Raw genomic sequence first — 16767 nt, 5'->3', positions numbered from 1 at the left:
GCTCTGCCCGTTTCTCCCGGCGGTTCGTTCTTCGGACGAACCCGAGCGGGGTGCCTGACGCGAAGAATGGAGCGATGATATAGCTGAGCTTCGTCAGGCGTCATGAGTTTTGCAAAGCAAAACTCGCCGGGCTGGGTGCGAACGTTCTCCGCTGGTTTACTCCGAGACTAGGAAACTTTTTCTCAGTTGCAAAAGAGATTCATCTCGCAGGGCGAGATGAACTCTCCGTTTCCTCTTGACGCTGCGCGTCAATTCACCTTCAAAATTGCGCTTCTGAGGAGTTTAAGGTCAAGGGCAAGACCTTGAGGGCTGCGCGAGTCTCGCCTGGTCTCGTCTGCCGACTCGGTCGGTTCGTGGCGTTGTCTGCAAAACTTGGCGTTGCCAAGTTTACAGCTGGACCGGTCAATGCTGTCCAGGGTAAAAGTTTTGTCCACTTTTTCAAAAGTGGCGGGGGACGGGGGGCGACAATCGCCAGTGGCGATTTCCCGTCGCCGACCGAACCGGCAGGTGAGACTCAGAGCCCCCAGCCGCCGGCAGCCACAATATCATCCCAAACCATCCATTTTTGACAGGAGGTCAACGATGCTGGAGACAAAGGATTTGATTTTGAGAAAAGCGAAATTTGAGGACTGGGAGCCCATGTACTGCAACGTGTGGAGCCGCCCGGAGAGCTTCCGCTATATGATGCTGGAGCCCAGCCCCAGCGCTGAGGAGGCCCAAGAGCGGATGCGCCGGACCATTGCGTTCCAGGCGGAACGGGAGACAGCCTATACCATATTCCAAAAGTCCACCGGTGAGGCTATGGGCTTCGGGGGAATTGCCCGGCTAGAAGGGGATACCTGGGAGGAGACCGGGATCTGTCTGGGGCCGGATTTCTGGGGCAGGGGATATGGAACCCAGGTGCTGAACTGCCTTTTGGGCCATGCCTGGAAGCTGGGGGCCAGGGAGTTTGTCTACTCGGCTTGGGAGGAGAACGCCGCTTCCCGGGCGCTGGCGGCCAAGGCCGGGTTCCGACAGTACGCTATTGAGAGGCACACCCGGCCCCGTGATGGGTATGAATATACGTTGATAAAGCATAAAAGAGCCCTTTCGGCGTAGGAAAAGAGCTGGTCCGACCGCTGGACATTGCCGGCCGCCAAACAGCTCGTAAGGACAGGGGGCCTATAGTAAACGCACTTGAAAATCGGTATATACCGATTTTCAAGCTGGGCGGCACAGCAGTTGTTGCGCCGCCTGGTTCAAAAGAGGGATACCTCTTTTGAACTGCGTTTACTATAATCCGCCGGCAGTTCAGCAAGGACAAAGGGGCTGCAAAAAAGCAGAAGTGGTGCATGAAAAGGTTCATTCATGTACCGCTTCTATTTCCTATAATACTGTCAAGAAAACACTTCTTTTAACCAAGCGGGGAGGCCACGGCGGCCTGGGCGCTACGACTTTTTCTTTGCCCTGGAAAAGTCGATGGTTAAGTCAGGCGAAGCGGAGATTCCCTGGCTGTTGGGGCTGCTGACATAGTAGGATTTGTCGCTGAACAGTGGGTAGAACAGGTGCTGGGCCTGTAGGTAGGATTCCAGGCTTCGGTAAGAGGAAAGCTCGAAGCTCAGAGCGTGGAGCTGGCTGTCATAATCCGGGCTTTTCAGCAGGGTGGGACTGGAAGTGCTTTCAAAGGCCTTCAGCACCTGATAAGGAGTGGTGCCTCCGGCCCGCAGGGTATACAGTGCCGCTTCATATTCCCCAGAGGCAATTTTTTCTTGGAACTCCGCGTCCTCCAAGGGCTGAATATTATAGGCGGTGCTGAATTTTGAGTTCCAGGAAAGCAACAGGCCGTTGGCGATATTGATAGATTCCTCGTCGTTGGGACAGATTACGGTGATGCTGGGGAGGCGCTCCAGCTCCAGGGTTTCTAAGAGGGCGGGGAGCCGTTCTTCCAGAATACTGTCGTCCTGGGTGGAGAACATGACCGCGCCATCGGCATAATAGGGTTCTCCCCCCCAGCGCACACAGCTTGCCATAATCCCCATAGCTTCGCTGCTGTTTTTGTCCATGCGCCGGTCTAAGAGAGCCTGCCGGTCAATGGTTTTGATAAAGATTTCCCGGGCTTCCAGATGTTTTAAAATTCCAGACTCCGGATTGAGCAGCAGACCGGTTACAGAGTCGTCCAGCACCTGAATACCGCAGCCCCGATTGGCGGCTTCTTCGGCAGCGGTTTCCATCAAGCTGGCGTTATCAATGGCGCCAGAAACCAGGGCGGAAACGGGATCCTGGACAACGGCTTCCTCGTAGTCGATCAGATATGTCAGCTTTGCAGGGGCCACGTCCTTTGCCCGATGGTAATTCTCAGAGGGGGTAAGCTCAACTTTTCGGCTGCCATAGGTAGTATTCCAGGCATAGATGCTGGAAAAGGTGAAGGGACCGTTGGTAATCAAGTATTCAGAGGATAGGCCGTAGTGTCCGGCACAGCTTTCGAAGTATTCCTGATTGCAGGGCATATAGTGGGCGCCGGCGGTGAGAGCGGGGAAATCCGCATAGCTCCGCTCCAGCTGCACAATGAGGGTATGCTCATTCTCTGCCCAGACCCCCAGAAAGTCCTCGCTGGCTTCTCCATTATAGACCGCCCTGGCGCCCTGGATGATGAAAAGATCGTCTACAGAGGGGGTGGCGGTTTCCGGGCGCAGCGCTCTCCGGATGGCGAACAGAAAATCGTTAGCCGTAACGGGGGTGCCGTTGCTCCATTTTGCATTGGGATAAAGATGAAAGGTGAAACGGGTATTATTATCAGAGGCCTCCCACTTTCGGGCAACGCCGGGGATGATATCCCCGTCAGAATCTATTTTGCACAGACCTTCAAAGATAGAGCCGATTACCAGATACGAGGATTGCCGGGCGGCGGTTTGAGGGTCCAGAGAGTCTACGTTTTGGGGCAGGGCATAGGTGAATTCCATGCCGGACTGATATCCATCGCCGCAGGCGGGAAAAGTGGCCAGCAGAGAGAAACAGAGAAGCAGGGATAAGACGCGGCGCATGGAGGGCCTCCTTTTGCTTTTTGATTATTTTATGGAGAGGGCAAAGATGGCGTGAAAGCAGGGTGAGGAGCACAGGGCTGGGCACGCAAAACGGCTGGGAAACTGCGCAGGAAGGGTGAATGAAAGTCTCCGGTGGAGACTTTCAGAGGGAACCCCTCGCCGGGGGTTTCCCTAGATGTGCTCTCAGCCAGCTCTGTGCGCATGGAATCAGCCGAAAGGCCCGCCTGGCCCTGTGCTCCGCAATCAGCCAGTGCGCGCACTCACGCGCCCATATAAAAACAACACACAGTACAAAGCTGGCGGGTTCCGGTTTCCAGGCCCCTTTTTCTCTTGCAAAAAGGGGCCTCTTGCAAGAGTTTTGCTTTGCAAAACTCGGATAGTTAACCGAGCAGAGCGAGTGTTAACTTATTATTCACACACCCAAAATGCGCTTCTCAGGTGTTGAGGTCAAGAGATAAGACCTTGGAGGCTCTGAGTCTTAGCTGGTCTCGTCTGCCGACTCGGTCGGGTCAGAACGCTCCCCACTGGGGAGCTTCCCCGCTTTGGTCGGTTTGCAGCATTGTCTGCAATACTTGGCTTTGCCAAGTATCCGGCAGAACGCTCACCCCTCAAACTCCCACGAGCTTTTGAAGAAAGCTAAGACTTCGCAGAGCGAAGTCTGCAAAACTTTTTCCCTGGTTAGCTGGGTGCGTCCCCAAAAAAATGCGGGCAAGACGACATTTTCACGCCCTCTACCCCTAAAGTATACACAGTCAGGCGGAAATTATAATTCTTAACAAGAAATATCATAGGATTACAGACCCGAAATCAATAACAAAAAGGCCCCCTGCCAAGGCAGAGAGCCATTTGTTCACGAAAAATTTACAGGTTGGCTTTTAGCCAGGCGATATCCTCTTTCAGGCAGTCCATACGGGCTTTGCCGCCGTAATTAGCTTCGCGCTCGACAACATAAATCACGCCATCGCGCTGGGCATCCGCAGCCGCCTTAACAGCCTTCCAGTCTACAATACCGCTTCCGGTAGGCACGTTCAGCTTGTCCCGCTCTTCCATCATCTTTAGGAATTCAGGGGGGAAGATGGGCTTGCCGTTCTCATCCAGCTCAAACTTGGGCCACTCCGGAGGATTTTTCCGGGAGGAAGCCTTGTCCGGGCCGATCACCGCGCCATTTTCTTTGATGTGGATGGCGGCAATGCGGCCGGCGTGCTGGTTGATATACTCCACCGGGTTGATCCCAGCCGCAGAAGCCCAGCCGCAGTCGATCTCAAAAGCGACGGTTTCCGGGTCGGTATTCTCCATTACCCAGTCGAATAGGTACTTGTCCTGATCCTTGTTGAACTCCTGGGTGTGGTTATGATAGCCAATCGTAATGCCGTATTTCTTGGCTTCCCGGCCCCACTTGTTTAGCTCTTCCGCCACTTCCTTGGCCTCTTCCGCGTCGCAAAAAGAGGTCATGGGGCAGGCGACATATTTTACGCCAAGCTCCGCTAGATAGGGCAGGTGCTCCCCCATTTTCTCAAAGGGGACATGAGCAGAAACAGCCTTGACCCCGGCGTCCGCCAGAGCCTTCTTGATGTCCTCCACAGGTACGCCGTCATACTCCTGGGCAAATTCTACGCCTGCGTAACCCATCTCGCCCGCAGCCTTGATCTTTTCTACAGCGGAAAGGGGGCAGTCGTGGCCAAAAGAGTACATTTGCAGATTGATATTTTCCATTCTCTCTACCTCGAAGTCGGCTTAAAACTTGATAGCCTGGCCGGTCTTGGAGGACTGATAGATGGCGTCCAGAATCTTGGTGACTACGAAAGCCTGGTCGGCGGTGACGAACAGCTCACCCTCGCCGCGCAGAGCCTTCACCCAGATGTCATGCTCCTTGGAAAGGGGGGCGGGACCCTGGCTAAAGCCGGGGATAAAGCCCATCACCTTATCGCCAACCCAGGAGATGGTCTGCTGATTGGCAATAACATGGTTCAGGCGCACACGGCCTTCCAGAGTGTCCAGACCGCCCTTGGTGCCGCAGAGCAGAACATGAGCGGAGTTGTCGCAGCCGGCTTTTTCCGCCATGTTGAGAGCCCAGGAAGCGCGCAGGTTGATCACGGCGCCATTCTTCATCTTGATGTGGCCCACGGCGGAATCCTCTACGTCATAGGTCTCGTTGTTCCAGTTGTCGGGCTCGCCGCGCCAGTTGTTCTGGCCCTGATGCTCGGGGTCCAGCAGCCGGCCCAGCTTCTCGAAGGAGGTGCCTACCACATAGTCTACATCGTAGTTGTTCATCATGAACAGCGCGTTGTCCAGGGCATGGGTGCCGATGTCGATCAGGGGTCCGCCGCCCTGCTTGGACTTGTCGGTGAACACGCCCCAGGTGGGCACGCCACGGCGACGCAGATAGGTGGCCTCGGCGTAATAAATGTCGCCCAGCCAGCCGTCGGCAACCACCTTGCGGGCCACGGTGTTCTCATGGAAATGACGGTACTGATAGCCGATGGTCAGCATCTTGCCGGTGCGGTCCCGGGCCTCCAGCATCTTCTGGGCGTCCTCGGGGGTGGCGGCCATGGGCTTCTCGCAGAGAACATGCTTGCCGGCTTCCAGAGCGGCCACAGTGATCTCACAGTGGGCGATGTTGGGAGTCAGCACGTGAACCGCGTCGATGGTGGGATCGGCCAGCAGCTCGTGATAGTCGGTATATACCTTTGCGTCGGGGGTGCCGTACTCTTTCGCGGCTTTCTCGGCACGCTCGGGGATCAGGTCGCAGAAAGCGCACAGATCTACATACTCAGTCTGCTGGGCCATGCCGGGCAGATGCTTCTGGTTGGCGATGCCGCCGCAGCCGATAAAGCCAATTTTTAACTTAGCCATGGGAATCATCCTCCTAATATTCTATGCCTCCCGGAGGGGGAAAGGCTTTCAGAAGCCCTCTCCGCCGCTCTCATCCGGAGCCATACAGATTACAAGTCTATTGTACAGCAATTGGAAGAAAAAGTAAAGCCTTCTTTGTGATTTTTATAGAAATAATTTCTTTGCTCTTTGAAATATTGGGAAATTAGCTTGGCCCGCTGGAGTGCGCTCCGTTAGTTTACATAAATCAAGATCAAGAGCTTATCCCCAAATTAGGCGCGTGCAGATTGCCAAGGAGATTTTTCGTCAGAGCCGTGTGGATTGAGCGCCGTCAATCCCGCGATTGGCAAGCGAAATTGGCTGGTTATGGGGGAAAATCCACTGGCAAGCTGCGCGCGGATAATTTCGGGATAAGTTCTAATACTGCCGGCCCCAATAGAGCATATGCTTGGCTGGCTTGCCGCAACAGGCGCATACATCGGAGATGTGCTCCTCCTCAAAGGGGATGCAGCGGGATTTTACGCCGCCGGTTTCTTCCTTCAGCTTGTCCTCACAGGCGCTGTCCCCGCACCACATAGCCTTGATGAAGCCGGGCTTGTTCGCGGCGATGTCTAGGAACTCCTCGTGGTTGTGGGCGGTGAAGGTCTTGGAGTCAAAGTTCTCCTGGGCCCTGTGGAGCATGCTGTCGTGGATGATGTCCAGGGAGGCGGCCACCTTCTCCTCCAGGGTGTCCAGGTCCCTGGGGAACTTCTCCCCGGTGTCCCGGCGCACGAACATGCACTGGCCCTGCTCGATGTCCCTGGGCCCGATCTCGATGCGCAGAGGCACGCCCTGCATCTCATACTGGGCAAACTTCCAGCCGGGGGAGTTGTCGCTGTCGTCCAGCTTCACCCGGAATTTCTCGCCGAGGCGGTCCCGCAGCTCCGCCGCCTTCTCCAAGACGCCGGGCTTGTGCTGGGCGATGGGCACGATCACCACCTGGATGGGGGCGATCCGGGGGGGCAGCACCAGGCCGTTGTCGTCCCCGTGGACCATGATTACCGCGCCAACCAAGCGGGTGCTCATGCCCCAGGAGGTCTGGAAGGGGGCGTGGAGCTGGTTGTCCCGACCGGTGAAGGTGATGCCGAAGGCCTTGGAGAAGCCGTCCCCGAAATAGTGGGTGGTGCCCCCCTGGAGGGCCACGCCGTTGTGCATCATAGGCTCCAGGGTGTAGGTGGCCTCGGCCCCGGCGAACTTTTCCTTCTCGGTCTTTCTGCCCACCACCGGGGGGATGGCCAGGGCCTCCCGGTAGACCTCCTCGTAGACCCGCAACATCTTCAGGGTGAATTCCTGGGCCTCTTCGGCAGTCTCGTGCATGGTGTGGCCCTCCTGCCAGAGGAACTCCATGCCCCGCAGGAAGGGCCGGGTGGTCTTTTCCCAGCGCACCACGGAGCACCACTGGTTGTAGAGCTTGGGCAGGTCCCGGTAGGAGTGGATTACCTTCTGGTAGTGCTCGCAGAAGAGCACCTCGCTGGTGGGGCGGATATAGAGCTTTTCGGCCAGCGATTCGCCGCCTCCCTGGGTGACTACCGCGCATTCAGGGGCAAAGCCCTCGATGTGGTCTTTCTCCTTTTGAAGCAGGCTCTCAGGGATGAGCATGGGCATCGCCACGTTCTGCACCCCCAGCTTTTTAAAACGGGTATCCATTTCCCGCTGGATGTTCTCCCAGATAGCATAGCCGTAGGGCTCGTAGACAATGCAGCCCTTCACGCTGGAATAGTCCGCCAGCTCGGCCTTTTTCACCACGTCTGTGTACCACTGGGCGAAATCCACGTCCATGGAGGTGATGTCCTCCACCATCTTTTTCTGTTGCGCCATATTGAACCGTCCTCTCTTTTCGCTTTGGAACTATTATAGCGGGAACGGGTGGGATTTGCAAGGTGTTTTTGTGGACGGGAGTGTCCAGAACGCGTGTTTTTTGAAGGAATGGGAGGCCTCCGGGCGTACAGGTCACGGGTCTCGCCTACCGGCTCGGTCGGTTCGCAGCTTGTGTGCCACAGGCACACGCTCACCCCTACGGCAAGACCGTGGGGCTCCGCGCCCCACACCCCCGCCAGCTTAAGACCAGCTGGACCGGTCAATGTTGTTAACTGTAGCGTTCCAAGCTAACCAGGGCAAAAGTTTTGTCCACTTTTTCAAAAGTGGCGGGGTTCTTAGGGGCGGAGCCCCTGAGCCGCCGGAGGGCAAAACGTCGTCCCCAAACATGCGCTTTGGACAGAGCGCAAAAGTGGCAGTGGGATAAAAATACCCCCCAAAAGGGGGTGGTTCATTTGGGCTACATAGCACCCATAAAAGCGTGTTAGCCGTTCGGCTGGCACCCAAACGGCTAACTATTTGAAAAAACTCTTAGTCAACAAGACTAATCGCTGGTAGTCGCTGAAAGTACAGGCAGTGTCCTTTCTATTTTTATACCCCCGGCGGTACTGAAATGTCAAGCACGAAAAATCAACGGGAGAACCCCAGCTCATTGCCGTCGGGGTCGGCGATGGTAAACTTCCTGGTGCCCCAGGGCGTGTCCCATATGGGTTCTATCACTGTGACCTTATCCTTCAGCCGTTCCCACAGGGCGTCCACGTCCTCCACCTCAAAGCCCAGCACCTGGGTGTACCACTTCACAGAGCGCTTCAGGTCGCTGGCTCCCAGCTTGATATGTCCCAGTTTCATCCGCATATCCGCTTCACCCTTTTAAAATCAGTATGATGTTGCCGTCCGGGTCCTGGAAGCTCAGCTCCTGGCCGCCCCAGTCGGCGGTCCTGGGCGGGTCGATGGCAAAGCCCTTGGCTTTAAGCTCTTTATAGGTTTTCTGCGCGTCGCCGGTGTTCAGCACAATGGTGGCAAAGTCCGCCGTGGATTTCCCCCAGACATTCTCGTCCCAGCAGCAGACATAGCCGCCTTTCTCCGGGCCGCCGATGTTCCACCCGTCATAGCAGTCGTTTTCCACGAATACCGAGGCCCCGATGGAGCGGTAAAAATCCGCCAGGGCCTTCGGGTCCTTGGAGCTGATGTCGACGCATTGAAAATTCAGAGCCATAGTCTTACTCCTTTCTGAAGGAAGAATACTATACTTTTTATGACCCTGTGCGTACGAAGGCCACACAGTATTACGCTCAAAACCTATAGCGACTCGCCGCTTGGAGGGCTTCCAGGCGGTTTTTTACGGAATTCTTACTTTTTTGATATACTGTTGACAAAAGCAGTACTATGCGGTACGATGTATATAAGGGAGGTGATGGAATGAACCTGGACGACTGGAAATCCCAAATCAAGCGAGGAACTTTGGAGTTCTGCATTTTGCGGATGATCTCCACCGCACCCCGCTATGGCTATGAAATCATCAGCAGCCTGGAGAAATGGCCCATTCTATCCGCAAAGGAGAGCACAGTCTATCCCTTGCTCCGCCGCCTGCAAAAGGAGGAATATCTTGTCTCTTTCTGGCAGGATACTACCCAGGGCCTTCCCCCCAGAAAGTATTACCGCATTACGGAAAAGGGCTGGGAAAATCTGGCGGCTATGAGCACGGAATGGGAAAATTTGACGGCGGCTATCGCCGGAATGCAAGAAAAATCGGAGGGTGAACGGTATGAATGAGCAGATGAACCGGTATTTGGAAAAGGTGGAGAAATATCTGCGGCCCCTTCCTGCGGGGGAGCGGATGGACATTGTGGTGGAAATCAAAAGCGGGATTTTGGAGCTTCAGGCTGAAGGAAAGAGTCCGGAAGAGATTGCCGCCCGACTGGGCACTCCGGAGGAGCTGGCCCGAGGTTATCTGGGCGAGGCCATTGGAAAAACTACCCGCTTCAGCTTTCGAAGGCTGTGCGCGGTGATGGCGTTTTACAGTCTGGCCGGGGCGGCCTGGCTGTTTGTGCTGCCGGTGACCAGCGTTACGGGAGTCAGCTTCATGCTGGCCGGAGCGCTGTCCCCTGTGGTGGGACTGATCAAATTCGCGGCTCACCTTTTGGGCTGGGAGCTGCCCTGGGTGGGGGCGCAGTTTGGAAGCTATGTGATGTCCGCCCCCCTGTTCCTGCCCTATTCCATTCTGATAGGAGCCGTCCTGTTTGTATTGGGCAGGCTGCTCTGGGGCTTCACGGTGAAAATTGTCCGGAAGATCAGCGCCGCGAAGGCTAAAATAGGGGGATAAGGAGGCATGGCTTTGGAAACGATTTTAGTGGTCGATGACGACCTGCACATTGGCAACCTTCTGGAGGAGATCCTCTCCAAGGCGGGCTACCGGGTGAAGCGGGCCTATTCCGGCACAGAGGCGGCCGGGATTTTGGGGGAGGAGGAGCCGGATCTGGTGCTTCTGGACCTGATGCTGCCGGGGCTTTCCGGGGAGGAGCTGCTGCCCCGGATCGACGGGATCCCGGTGATTGTGGTGAGCGCCAAGGCCGGGATCGACAGCAAGGTGGACCTGCTGCTGGGAGGCGCGGCGGACTATATCACCAAGCCCTTTGACACCAAGGAGCTCCTGGCCCGGGTGGCGGTCCAGCTGCGGGACGGCCCCCGCCGGGAGAAGAACCGCCTCTCCTATAACGGCCTCACCCTGCACACGGACACCCACAGCGTCTTTTGCGGGGACGCAGAGGTGCGCCTGACCCCCACGGAATACGCCATTCTGCGCCAGCTTATGCGCAATCCCGCCCAGGTGGTCACCAAGACTCAGCTCCTGGACAGGATCTCCCTGGACACCCCGGACTGTACCGAGAGCTCCCTGAAAATGCACGTGAGCAACCTGCGCCGGAAGCTGCGGACGGCCACGGGCCGGGAGTGCGTGGAGGCGGTCTGGGGCATCGGCTTCAAGCTGGCGGAGAATTAGGGGAGGCTGGCAAGGCCGTGGGGCGTTGCCCCACACCCCACCAGGGGCCTAACGCCCCTTGACCGCGTAATGTCACTCCTCATTACATTCGTCGTGAACGTTTTAGATGTTTTGACGAGCTAACCGAACAACCGTAAAAGTTTCGTCAACCTTTTTAAAGGTTGCAGGGTGTGGGACAGCGTCCCACGGTTTTATCTCTTGCCCTTAAACTCCTGAGAAAATAACGCAGGAGGGTAGCATAAACGTCCCGGTGGGACGTTTTGCGTAGGGGACCCTCGTCGGGGGTCCCCTATCCCGACTGCGGAGCAGGCGGGACAAAGGCCCTGGGTTTTGGAATCAGCCGTCGCCGGGCGGAGGAACATAGCCAATTCGCCTGCTTGGCCTGGTGCTCCGCAATCAGCCAGCGCACGCACTCACGCGCCCATATAAAAACGCCCCAAGGTCTCCCGGCGGGGGCCGAAAATCTTTACCATTTCTTTACGCTTTTCTTTACCGTTTTCTTTACCTTTTAGGTGTATGATGTCTTTCAAGAGGGGAACCCGTCCCTCCCAAGTCCTTTCATCACCCAAAGGAGGTACTCTCATGGAATACGTACTGCAGACCAGCGCTCTGGGAAAGAGCTACGGGCATTTCAAGGCGCTGGAAAACTTCAACATCGCGGTGCCCAAGGGCGCCATCTATGGCATTGTGGGCCGAAATGGCGCGGGCAAGACCACCCTGCTGCGGCTGGTCTGCGGCCTGCAGACCCCCACCTACGGCACCTATAGCATCTACGGGGCCAATAACGGCAGCCTGGAGATCATCAAAGCCCGGCGGCGCATGGGCGCGGTGGTGGAGACTCCCTCCATCTACCTGGACATGTCCGCCGAGAATAACCTGCGCCAGCAGTGCAGGATTTTGGGCCTGCCGGACTTCTCCTGCGTGCCGGAGCTTCTGGAGCTGGTGGGCCTGGAGAGCGCCGGGCGGAAAAAGGCCCGGAACTTCTCCCTGGGGATGCGCCAGCGGCTGGGCATCGCCGTGGCCCTGTGCGGAAGCCCGGATTTCCTGGTGCTGGACGAGCCGGTGAACGGCCTGGACCCCCAGGGCATTGTGGAGGTGCGGGAGCTGATCCTCAAGCTGAACCAGGAGCGGAACATCACCGTGCTCATCTCCAGCCACATCCTGGAGGAAATGCACAAGCTGGCCACCCACTACGGTTTTATCGACGGGGGGCGCATGGTCCGGGAGATCAGCGCCCAGGAGCTGGAGGCCACCTGCCGCAAGTGCGTGCGGGCGGACGTGTCCGAGCCCAAGGCCGTGGCCCTGGTGCTGGACGAGATGCAGCTGGAATACAAGATTCTGGACGGCAGGCAGGTGGACATCTACGACGCGGTGAACGTCTCCAAGCTGGTGAGGGCCCTCAGCGAGCGGGGCTGCGAGGTCTACAACATCCAGAACCACGACGAGAGCCTGGAGAGTTATTTCCTCAGTCTGGTGGGCACCGGGAAAGGGGGCGATGGCCGTGATTAACCTCCTCTCCGCCAATTTCTTCTCCATGATCCGCTCCAAGCGCTTCTGGCTGGGCACGTTTATCATGGCCGCCGGCGGCGTGTACATGGTGCTGGATATCAACCGGATGAAAGACATGGCCGAGTTCGACGGGCTGCTGGATTCCGGCGTGTTCCAGTACGCCATCCTGCTGTTCCTGATCCTCCCGGCCCTGGGGAGCCTCTTCATCAATACGGACTACAACGACGGCACCATCCGGAACAAGCTCACCGTGGGCCGCACCCGGACCCAGGTGTACCTCTCCAACCTGATCACCGTCTACGCCGCGGGGGTGTTCTACACCTTGGTCTATGAGGCGGTCTATCTGCTGGTGGGCTTTCCGGTTCTGGGGAGCCTGAGGCATCCCCAGGCGGCACTTAGCAAGCTGCTGATGATGCTCCTCCTGTTCCTCGCCCTCTCGGCCCTGTTCACTCTGCTTGCCACGCTGATCACCAACCGGTCGGTGCTGCTGATCTGTGTGTTCATGGCCTTCGGGCTGATCCTTGGGGCGCAGATTATCAACGCCAAGCTGGAGGCGCCCGAGATGATCGAGGACTACGGCGGCGTTACGTATATCACCACCGAGGACGGGAACATGACCGTCCAGTATATGGACAAGAACGGCAACCCCATCGACCCGGAGGACATCCCCCGGGTCCCCAATCCCCGCTATGTGGCGGAGCCTATGCGCACCGTTCTGCGCAAGGTGAACGACATCCAGCCGGGCGGCCAGCTGGCGGAGCTTCTGGAGGACGGCCACCTGGAGCCGGACGGGTTCAAGACCGCGACGCCTTATTGGCAGCTGGCGCTCTACGCCGCCGGGCTCGCCGCGGCCGTCACGGCCGGGGGATTGATCTTCTTCCGGCGCAAGGACCTGAAATAAGATAAGGAGTGAGAAATATGACGAATCTGCTTTCCGCCCATTTCGCCCGGCTCTGGCGGTCCGCGTGGTTCTGGGTGGGGTCCGTCGCCATGGCCTGGATCGCCTGGAGATCCGTGGAGGGCGCCCGCACCCTGGCAAACTACGGGGAACCGGTCTCCATTCTCAGCTATGCGCTCAACTTTGTGCTGGTGCTGCTCATCGCCCTGCCCGTGTTCGCGGCTGTCTTTCTCAACGCGGACTACTACTACGGCGTCATCCGCAACAAGCTCACCGTGGGCCAGAGGCGCGGCGCCGTCTACCTCTCCGATCTGATTCTGGTGGCCTCGGTGGGGCTGATCTACACCGGCGTCTATCTGGGGGTTCTGCTGGGCTTCGGCCTGCCCCAGGTGGGGGCGGGGGAGCGGTTCCCGTTGCTGCCCGGCTGGGGGGAGGTCGCGCCCAAGCTGGCGGCAAGTCTGGCGGTGATCCTGGCCATCGGGGCCATGTCCGTGCTGCTGGCCCGGCTGATGACCCATCGCGCCGTGCCCCTGGCGGCGCTGGGCCTGGCTCTGGCCCTGATCTTCGCCGCGCGAACCGCCGACCAGATGCTGCTGACCCCGGCGGAGGTGCCGTCCTACGACGAGATCGTGCCCATCATGGACGAGAGCGGCCGGACGGTGAAGGGCTACCGGAAGGACGGCGTGGACTATACCCTGGAGGACTGCCCCACGGAGCCCAACCCGGAATACATGGGGGAGCCCCTCCACGCGGCCCTGGCCTTTGCCCAGAATTTCAGCCCGGCGGGCCAGGCATACCAGCTGTATAGCGATACGGTGTCCGGGCCGGTGTCCGCCCTGCCGCCACCGCCCGGAGTGCTGGCCGGGTTTGCATTGGGATTCACAGCGGCGGCTACGGGCCTAGGGCTGGCGGTGTTCCAGCGGAAGGACCTGAAATAGAGGAGGGGAAACCATGAGAAACCTGCTTTCCGCCAACTTCGCCCGGCTCTGGCGCTGCGTCTGGTTCTGGCTGGGCGGGCTGGGGATACTGGGCTACACCCTATGGGAGCTGTCCGAGATGTTTTCCTGGGCCCTGGGGCCCAACGGTGGCCATCCCGCCGACTACCTGAGCAGCCGGATCGCGGATTTCACTGTGCCCTTGTTCCTGATTCTGGCGGCGCTCTGCCCGCTCTTCCTGAACGAGGACTACCACAACGGAACCCTCCGGAACAAAATCGTGGTGGGGCGCACCCGGGCTCAGGTCTATCTGGCCAACTATTTCGCCCTGCTGGCGGCGGCTCTGTTCTACGCGGCGGTCCATGTGGCTCTGTCTGTGGGGGCGGTGTGTCTGGTGAAGTCCCATATCTGGGTGTGGGAGGATACGGCGAAGGCGCTACTGCCCTGCCTGCCCTACATTCTGGGAATCACGGCCCTGTTCACTCTTCTGGGGATGCTAGTACGGTCCCGGGCGGTGTCCATCGTGGCGATTCTGCTGGCTGTGGGGCTGCTCTGGCTGCCCCAGCATCTGTTTCGGCATCTGTGCATTCTCCCCGCCCAGCCGGATTGGGACAAGGTGACCCAGACGCTGGAGCCCAACGAGGAGGGAGATTTCGATCTGGTATACTGGCAGGACGGCAGGCGAGTGGAGGAGGATGATCTGGAAATGATTCCCGATCCCCGTTATGTGGATGAACCCTTGCGCAGCCTGTATTATTTTGGGATGGAGGCCTTCCCCGGCGGGCAGGCGTTTCTGCTCTGCCAGAGCTTGCCCTTGGAGCGGGGTTCTCCTGGACTGCTGGCGGCGTACTCGCTGGGACTGTTTGTCCTGGCGGGCGGTGGGGGATTGCTGGCGTTCCGCCGGATGGACCTGAAATAATTTTTTGAGTGTTGACGGCCTCCGGCGGCTTAGGGAAGTTTTTGAAAAAAGTTCCCTAAGAAGCCTCAAAAACTTTTACCCTGGTTAGCTGGGTGCGTTTGCTCCTAGCTTGGTAGAGTTTTGTGAAGCAAAACTCATGACGCCTGACGAAGCCTAGCTTTCTCATCTCGCCATTCTCGGCGTCAGGCGCCCCGCTCGGGTTCGTCCTTCGGGAGAACCGCCGGGGGAAACGGGCAAAGCCCGTTTCCCCTACGGCCATTTTGCGGCCTGCCGCAAAATGCGAGCGGGGCGGATGCGGAGAGAGCCAGCTCTGTGCGCAGTTGCCGAGCCTTAGCGCCCGCCGGGACTTGGTGCTCCGCAATCAAGCGGCGCGCGCACTTACGCGCCCATAAAAAATAAAACGCAATCGAAACGAACGGATAAGGAGGCACGCGCCTTATGGAAATCCTGTGGTGGAGCCTGATTGGGGCGATGGGGGCGGCGGTCCTGCTGCTGGCCGGGAAAATCTATCTCATGCGCAGGGCCGCGCGGGAGCTGGAGGAGGGCCTTCGGGAAAAGCTCCGGGCGGACACCAACACCCTCATCGACATCTCCACCCGGGACCGAGACATGCGCCGGCTGGCCTCCCGGATCAACGGGGAGCTGGGGCGGCTGCGGGCCCAGCGCCTGCGCTACCAGCAGGGAGACCTGGAGCTGAAGGCAGCGGTGACCAACATCTCCCACGACCTGCGCACGCCCCTCACCGCCATTTGCGGATATCTGGAGCTGCTGGAACAGGAGGACGTCTCCGGGCAGGCCAGGGAGTATCTAGGGATCATCCAGGGCCGGGCGGAGTTGCTCCGGCAACTCAGCGAGGAGCTGTTCCGCTACTGCGTGGTGCTCTCGGACCCTGGGGGCCTAAACCGGGAGGAGCTGTGCCTGAACGGGGCGCTGGAATCCAGCTTGGCGGCGGCCTACACCAACCTCACCGGCGCGGGGATTATGCCCCAGGTGGAGATACCCGAGGAGAAGGTGGTGCGCAGGCTGGACCGGGCGGCGCTCTCCCGGATCTTCTCCAACCTGCTGAGCAACGCGGTGAAGTATAGCTCCGGCGACCTAGAGGTGACCCTCACCGGGGATGGGAAGGTGATCTTCGCCAACCGCTGTCGGGCCCTGACCACTGTAGAGGTGGAGAGGCTCTTCGACCGCTTCTATACGGTGGAGGCGGCGCGGAAGTCCACGGGCCTGGGGCTGTCCATCGCCAGGGCTCTGGCCGAGCGTATGGACGGCACCCTCACCGCCGAGTATAAGGACGGTAAGCTGGTGCTCACCGCGCACTTCCCCTAAGACCTTGGGGACTCCGGTTTCGCCTGGTCTCGTCTGCCGACTCGGTCGGGTCAGAACGCTCCCCACCGGGGAGCATCCCCGGCTCGGTCGGTTCGCAGCGTTGTCTGCAATACTTGGCTTTGCCAAGTATCCGGCAGAACGCTCACCCCCAAACCCCACAAACTTTTACTGCTTTTGACAAGCTAACCTAACAACCGTAAAAGTTTTGGTCGAGCTTTTTCAAAAGCCTCGCAGGGTGTGGGACAGAGTCCCATGGTCTTGCCCTTGCCCTTAACACCTGAGAAAACAACGCAGGAGGGTAGCATAAACGTCCCGGTGGGACGTTTTGCGTAGGGGACCCTCGTCGGGGGTCCCCTGTTTCGCTTCGCAAATGCGAAGCGAACGAAAGCTATATAGCACTGGGTGCTTCCGGTTTCCAGGAAACTTTTTTCTCTTGCAAAAAGTTTCCTCTTGGCGCTATGCGCCAATTCACCTTC

General features: G+C 58.4%; 15 protein-coding genes. 9 read left to right on the top strand and 6 right to left on the bottom strand.

What is annotated here, in order from left to right:
* Nucleotides 1-582 precede the first annotated feature (582 nt).
* Nucleotides 583-1098 (top strand): GNAT family N-acetyltransferase, encoded by a 516-nt coding sequence (locus D7X94_RS09490; protein ID WP_158590975.1) that lies wholly within the window; start codon nucleotides 583-585, stop codon nucleotides 1096-1098.
* 329 nt (nucleotides 1099-1427) lie between these two features.
* Here D7X94_RS09490 and D7X94_RS09485 read toward each other — a convergent pair whose 3' ends face one another.
* From D7X94_RS09485 to D7X94_RS09460, 6 genes are all read right to left on the bottom strand, one after another.
* Nucleotides 1428-3020: an ABC transporter substrate-binding protein gene (locus D7X94_RS09485; RefSeq protein WP_120427481.1), complete on the bottom strand. Its 1593-nt coding sequence runs from the start codon at nucleotides 3018-3020 to the stop codon at nucleotides 1428-1430.
* An 861-nt stretch (nucleotides 3021-3881) separates the two neighbouring features.
* Nucleotides 3882-4733: a sugar phosphate isomerase/epimerase family protein gene (locus D7X94_RS09480; protein WP_120427480.1), complete on the bottom strand. Its 852-nt coding sequence runs from the start codon at nucleotides 4731-4733 to the stop codon at nucleotides 3882-3884.
* A 21-nt stretch (nucleotides 4734-4754) separates the two neighbouring features.
* Nucleotides 4755-5873 (bottom strand): Gfo/Idh/MocA family protein, encoded by a 1119-nt coding sequence (locus tag D7X94_RS09475; protein WP_120427479.1) that lies wholly within the window; start codon nucleotides 5871-5873, stop codon nucleotides 4755-4757.
* Between the two features lie 396 nt (nucleotides 5874-6269).
* Nucleotides 6270-7709, bottom strand: coding sequence for a proline--tRNA ligase (proS, locus tag D7X94_RS09470; protein ID WP_120427478.1), 1440 nt, complete (start codon nucleotides 7707-7709; stop codon nucleotides 6270-6272).
* Nucleotides 7710-8336: 627 nt separating this feature from the next.
* Nucleotides 8337-8561 carry a VOC family protein gene (locus tag D7X94_RS09465; RefSeq protein WP_120427477.1) on the bottom strand — a complete coding sequence of 75 codons (225 nt, stop codon included), beginning with the start codon at nucleotides 8559-8561 and terminating at the stop codon, nucleotides 8337-8339.
* A gap of 7 nt (nucleotides 8562-8568) precedes the next feature.
* Nucleotides 8569-8922 carry a VOC family protein gene (locus D7X94_RS09460; RefSeq protein ID WP_120427476.1) on the bottom strand — a complete coding sequence of 118 codons (354 nt, stop codon included), beginning with the start codon at nucleotides 8920-8922 and terminating at the stop codon, nucleotides 8569-8571.
* 203 nt (nucleotides 8923-9125) lie between these two features.
* On the opposite strand from D7X94_RS09460, the gene D7X94_RS09455 reads away from it, so the two are divergent.
* The 8 genes from D7X94_RS09455 (at nucleotide 9126) to D7X94_RS09420 (ending at nucleotide 16291) form a co-directional block, all read left to right on the top strand.
* Nucleotides 9126-9479 carry a PadR family transcriptional regulator gene (locus tag D7X94_RS09455; protein ID WP_120427475.1) on the top strand — a complete coding sequence of 118 codons (354 nt, stop codon included), beginning with the start codon at nucleotides 9126-9128 and terminating at the stop codon, nucleotides 9477-9479.
* Nucleotides 9472-10029 carry a DUF1700 domain-containing protein gene (locus tag D7X94_RS09450; protein ID WP_120427474.1) on the top strand — a complete coding sequence of 186 codons (558 nt, stop codon included), beginning with the start codon at nucleotides 9472-9474 and terminating at the stop codon, nucleotides 10027-10029. Before D7X94_RS09455 ends, D7X94_RS09450 begins: the two co-directional genes overlap by 8 nt.
* 12 nt (nucleotides 10030-10041) lie before the next feature.
* Nucleotides 10042-10704 (top strand): response regulator transcription factor, encoded by a 663-nt coding sequence (locus D7X94_RS09445; protein ID WP_442857900.1) that lies wholly within the window; start codon nucleotides 10042-10044, stop codon nucleotides 10702-10704.
* A gap of 582 nt (nucleotides 10705-11286) precedes the next feature.
* The gene (locus D7X94_RS09440) at nucleotides 11287-12213 is read left to right on the top strand and encodes an ATP-binding cassette domain-containing protein (RefSeq protein ID WP_120427472.1); all 927 of its coding nucleotides are present in this window, start codon (nucleotides 11287-11289) and stop codon (nucleotides 12211-12213) included.
* On the top strand, nucleotides 12206-13114 hold the full coding sequence (locus D7X94_RS09435; RefSeq protein ID WP_158590974.1) for an ABC transporter permease subunit: 909 nt from the start codon (nucleotides 12206-12208) through the stop codon (nucleotides 13112-13114). The genes D7X94_RS09440 and D7X94_RS09435 overlap by 8 nt, the downstream gene beginning before the upstream one ends.
* A gap of 17 nt (nucleotides 13115-13131) precedes the next feature.
* Nucleotides 13132-14049 (top strand): ABC transporter permease subunit, encoded by a 918-nt coding sequence (locus D7X94_RS09430; RefSeq protein WP_120427470.1) that lies wholly within the window; start codon nucleotides 13132-13134, stop codon nucleotides 14047-14049.
* Nucleotides 14050-14062: 13 nt separating this feature from the next.
* Nucleotides 14063-14965, top strand: a complete 903-nt coding sequence (locus D7X94_RS09425; RefSeq protein WP_120427469.1) for an ABC transporter permease subunit — start codon at nucleotides 14063-14065, stop codon at nucleotides 14963-14965.
* Nucleotides 14966-15403: 438 nt separating this feature from the next.
* Nucleotides 15404-16291, top strand: a complete 888-nt coding sequence (locus D7X94_RS09420; RefSeq protein WP_120427468.1) for a sensor histidine kinase — start codon at nucleotides 15404-15406, stop codon at nucleotides 16289-16291.
* Nucleotides 16292-16767: the final 476 nt, after the last annotated feature.

It is taken from the genome of Acutalibacter sp. 1XD8-33, assembly GCF_003612555.1.
Taxonomy (GTDB): domain Bacteria; phylum Bacillota; class Clostridia; order Oscillospirales; family Acutalibacteraceae; genus Acutalibacter.
The sequence above is the reverse complement of the archived record's forward strand: the minus strand, read 5'-3'. Positions and strand labels throughout refer to the sequence as shown.

Bases quoted from the DNA above. Each gene is read 5' to 3' on its own strand.
- D7X94_RS09485 (WP_120427481.1), bottom strand. From the start codon at position 3,020: ATGCGCCGCGTCTTATCCCTGCTTCTCTGTTTCTCTCTGCTGGCCACT.
- D7X94_RS09460 (WP_120427476.1), bottom strand. From the start codon at position 8,922: ATGGCTCTGAATTTTCAATGCGTCGACATCAGCTCCAAGGACCCGAAG.
- D7X94_RS09480 (WP_120427480.1), bottom strand. From the start codon at position 4,733: ATGGAAAATATCAATCTGCAAATGTACTCTTTTGGCCACGACTGCCCC.
- D7X94_RS09440 (WP_120427472.1), top strand. From the start codon at position 11,287: ATGGAATACGTACTGCAGACCAGCGCTCTGGGAAAGAGCTACGGGCAT.
- D7X94_RS09420 (WP_120427468.1), top strand. From the start codon at position 15,404: ATGGAAATCCTGTGGTGGAGCCTGATTGGGGCGATGGGGGCGGCGGTC.
- D7X94_RS09430 (WP_120427470.1), top strand. From the start codon at position 13,132: ATGACGAATCTGCTTTCCGCCCATTTCGCCCGGCTCTGGCGGTCCGCG.
- D7X94_RS09455 (WP_120427475.1), top strand. From the start codon at position 9,126: ATGAACCTGGACGACTGGAAATCCCAAATCAAGCGAGGAACTTTGGAG.
- proS (WP_120427478.1), bottom strand. From the start codon at position 7,709: ATGGCGCAACAGAAAAAGATGGTGGAGGACATCACCTCCATGGACGTG.
- D7X94_RS09425 (WP_120427469.1), top strand. From the start codon at position 14,063: ATGAGAAACCTGCTTTCCGCCAACTTCGCCCGGCTCTGGCGCTGCGTC.
- D7X94_RS09490 (WP_158590975.1), top strand. From the start codon at position 583: ATGCTGGAGACAAAGGATTTGATTTTGAGAAAAGCGAAATTTGAGGAC.
- D7X94_RS09475 (WP_120427479.1), bottom strand. From the start codon at position 5,873: ATGGCTAAGTTAAAAATTGGCTTTATCGGCTGCGGCGGCATCGCCAAC.
- D7X94_RS09450 (WP_120427474.1), top strand. From the start codon at position 9,472: ATGAATGAGCAGATGAACCGGTATTTGGAAAAGGTGGAGAAATATCTG.
- D7X94_RS09465 (WP_120427477.1), bottom strand. From the start codon at position 8,561: ATGCGGATGAAACTGGGACATATCAAGCTGGGAGCCAGCGACCTGAAG.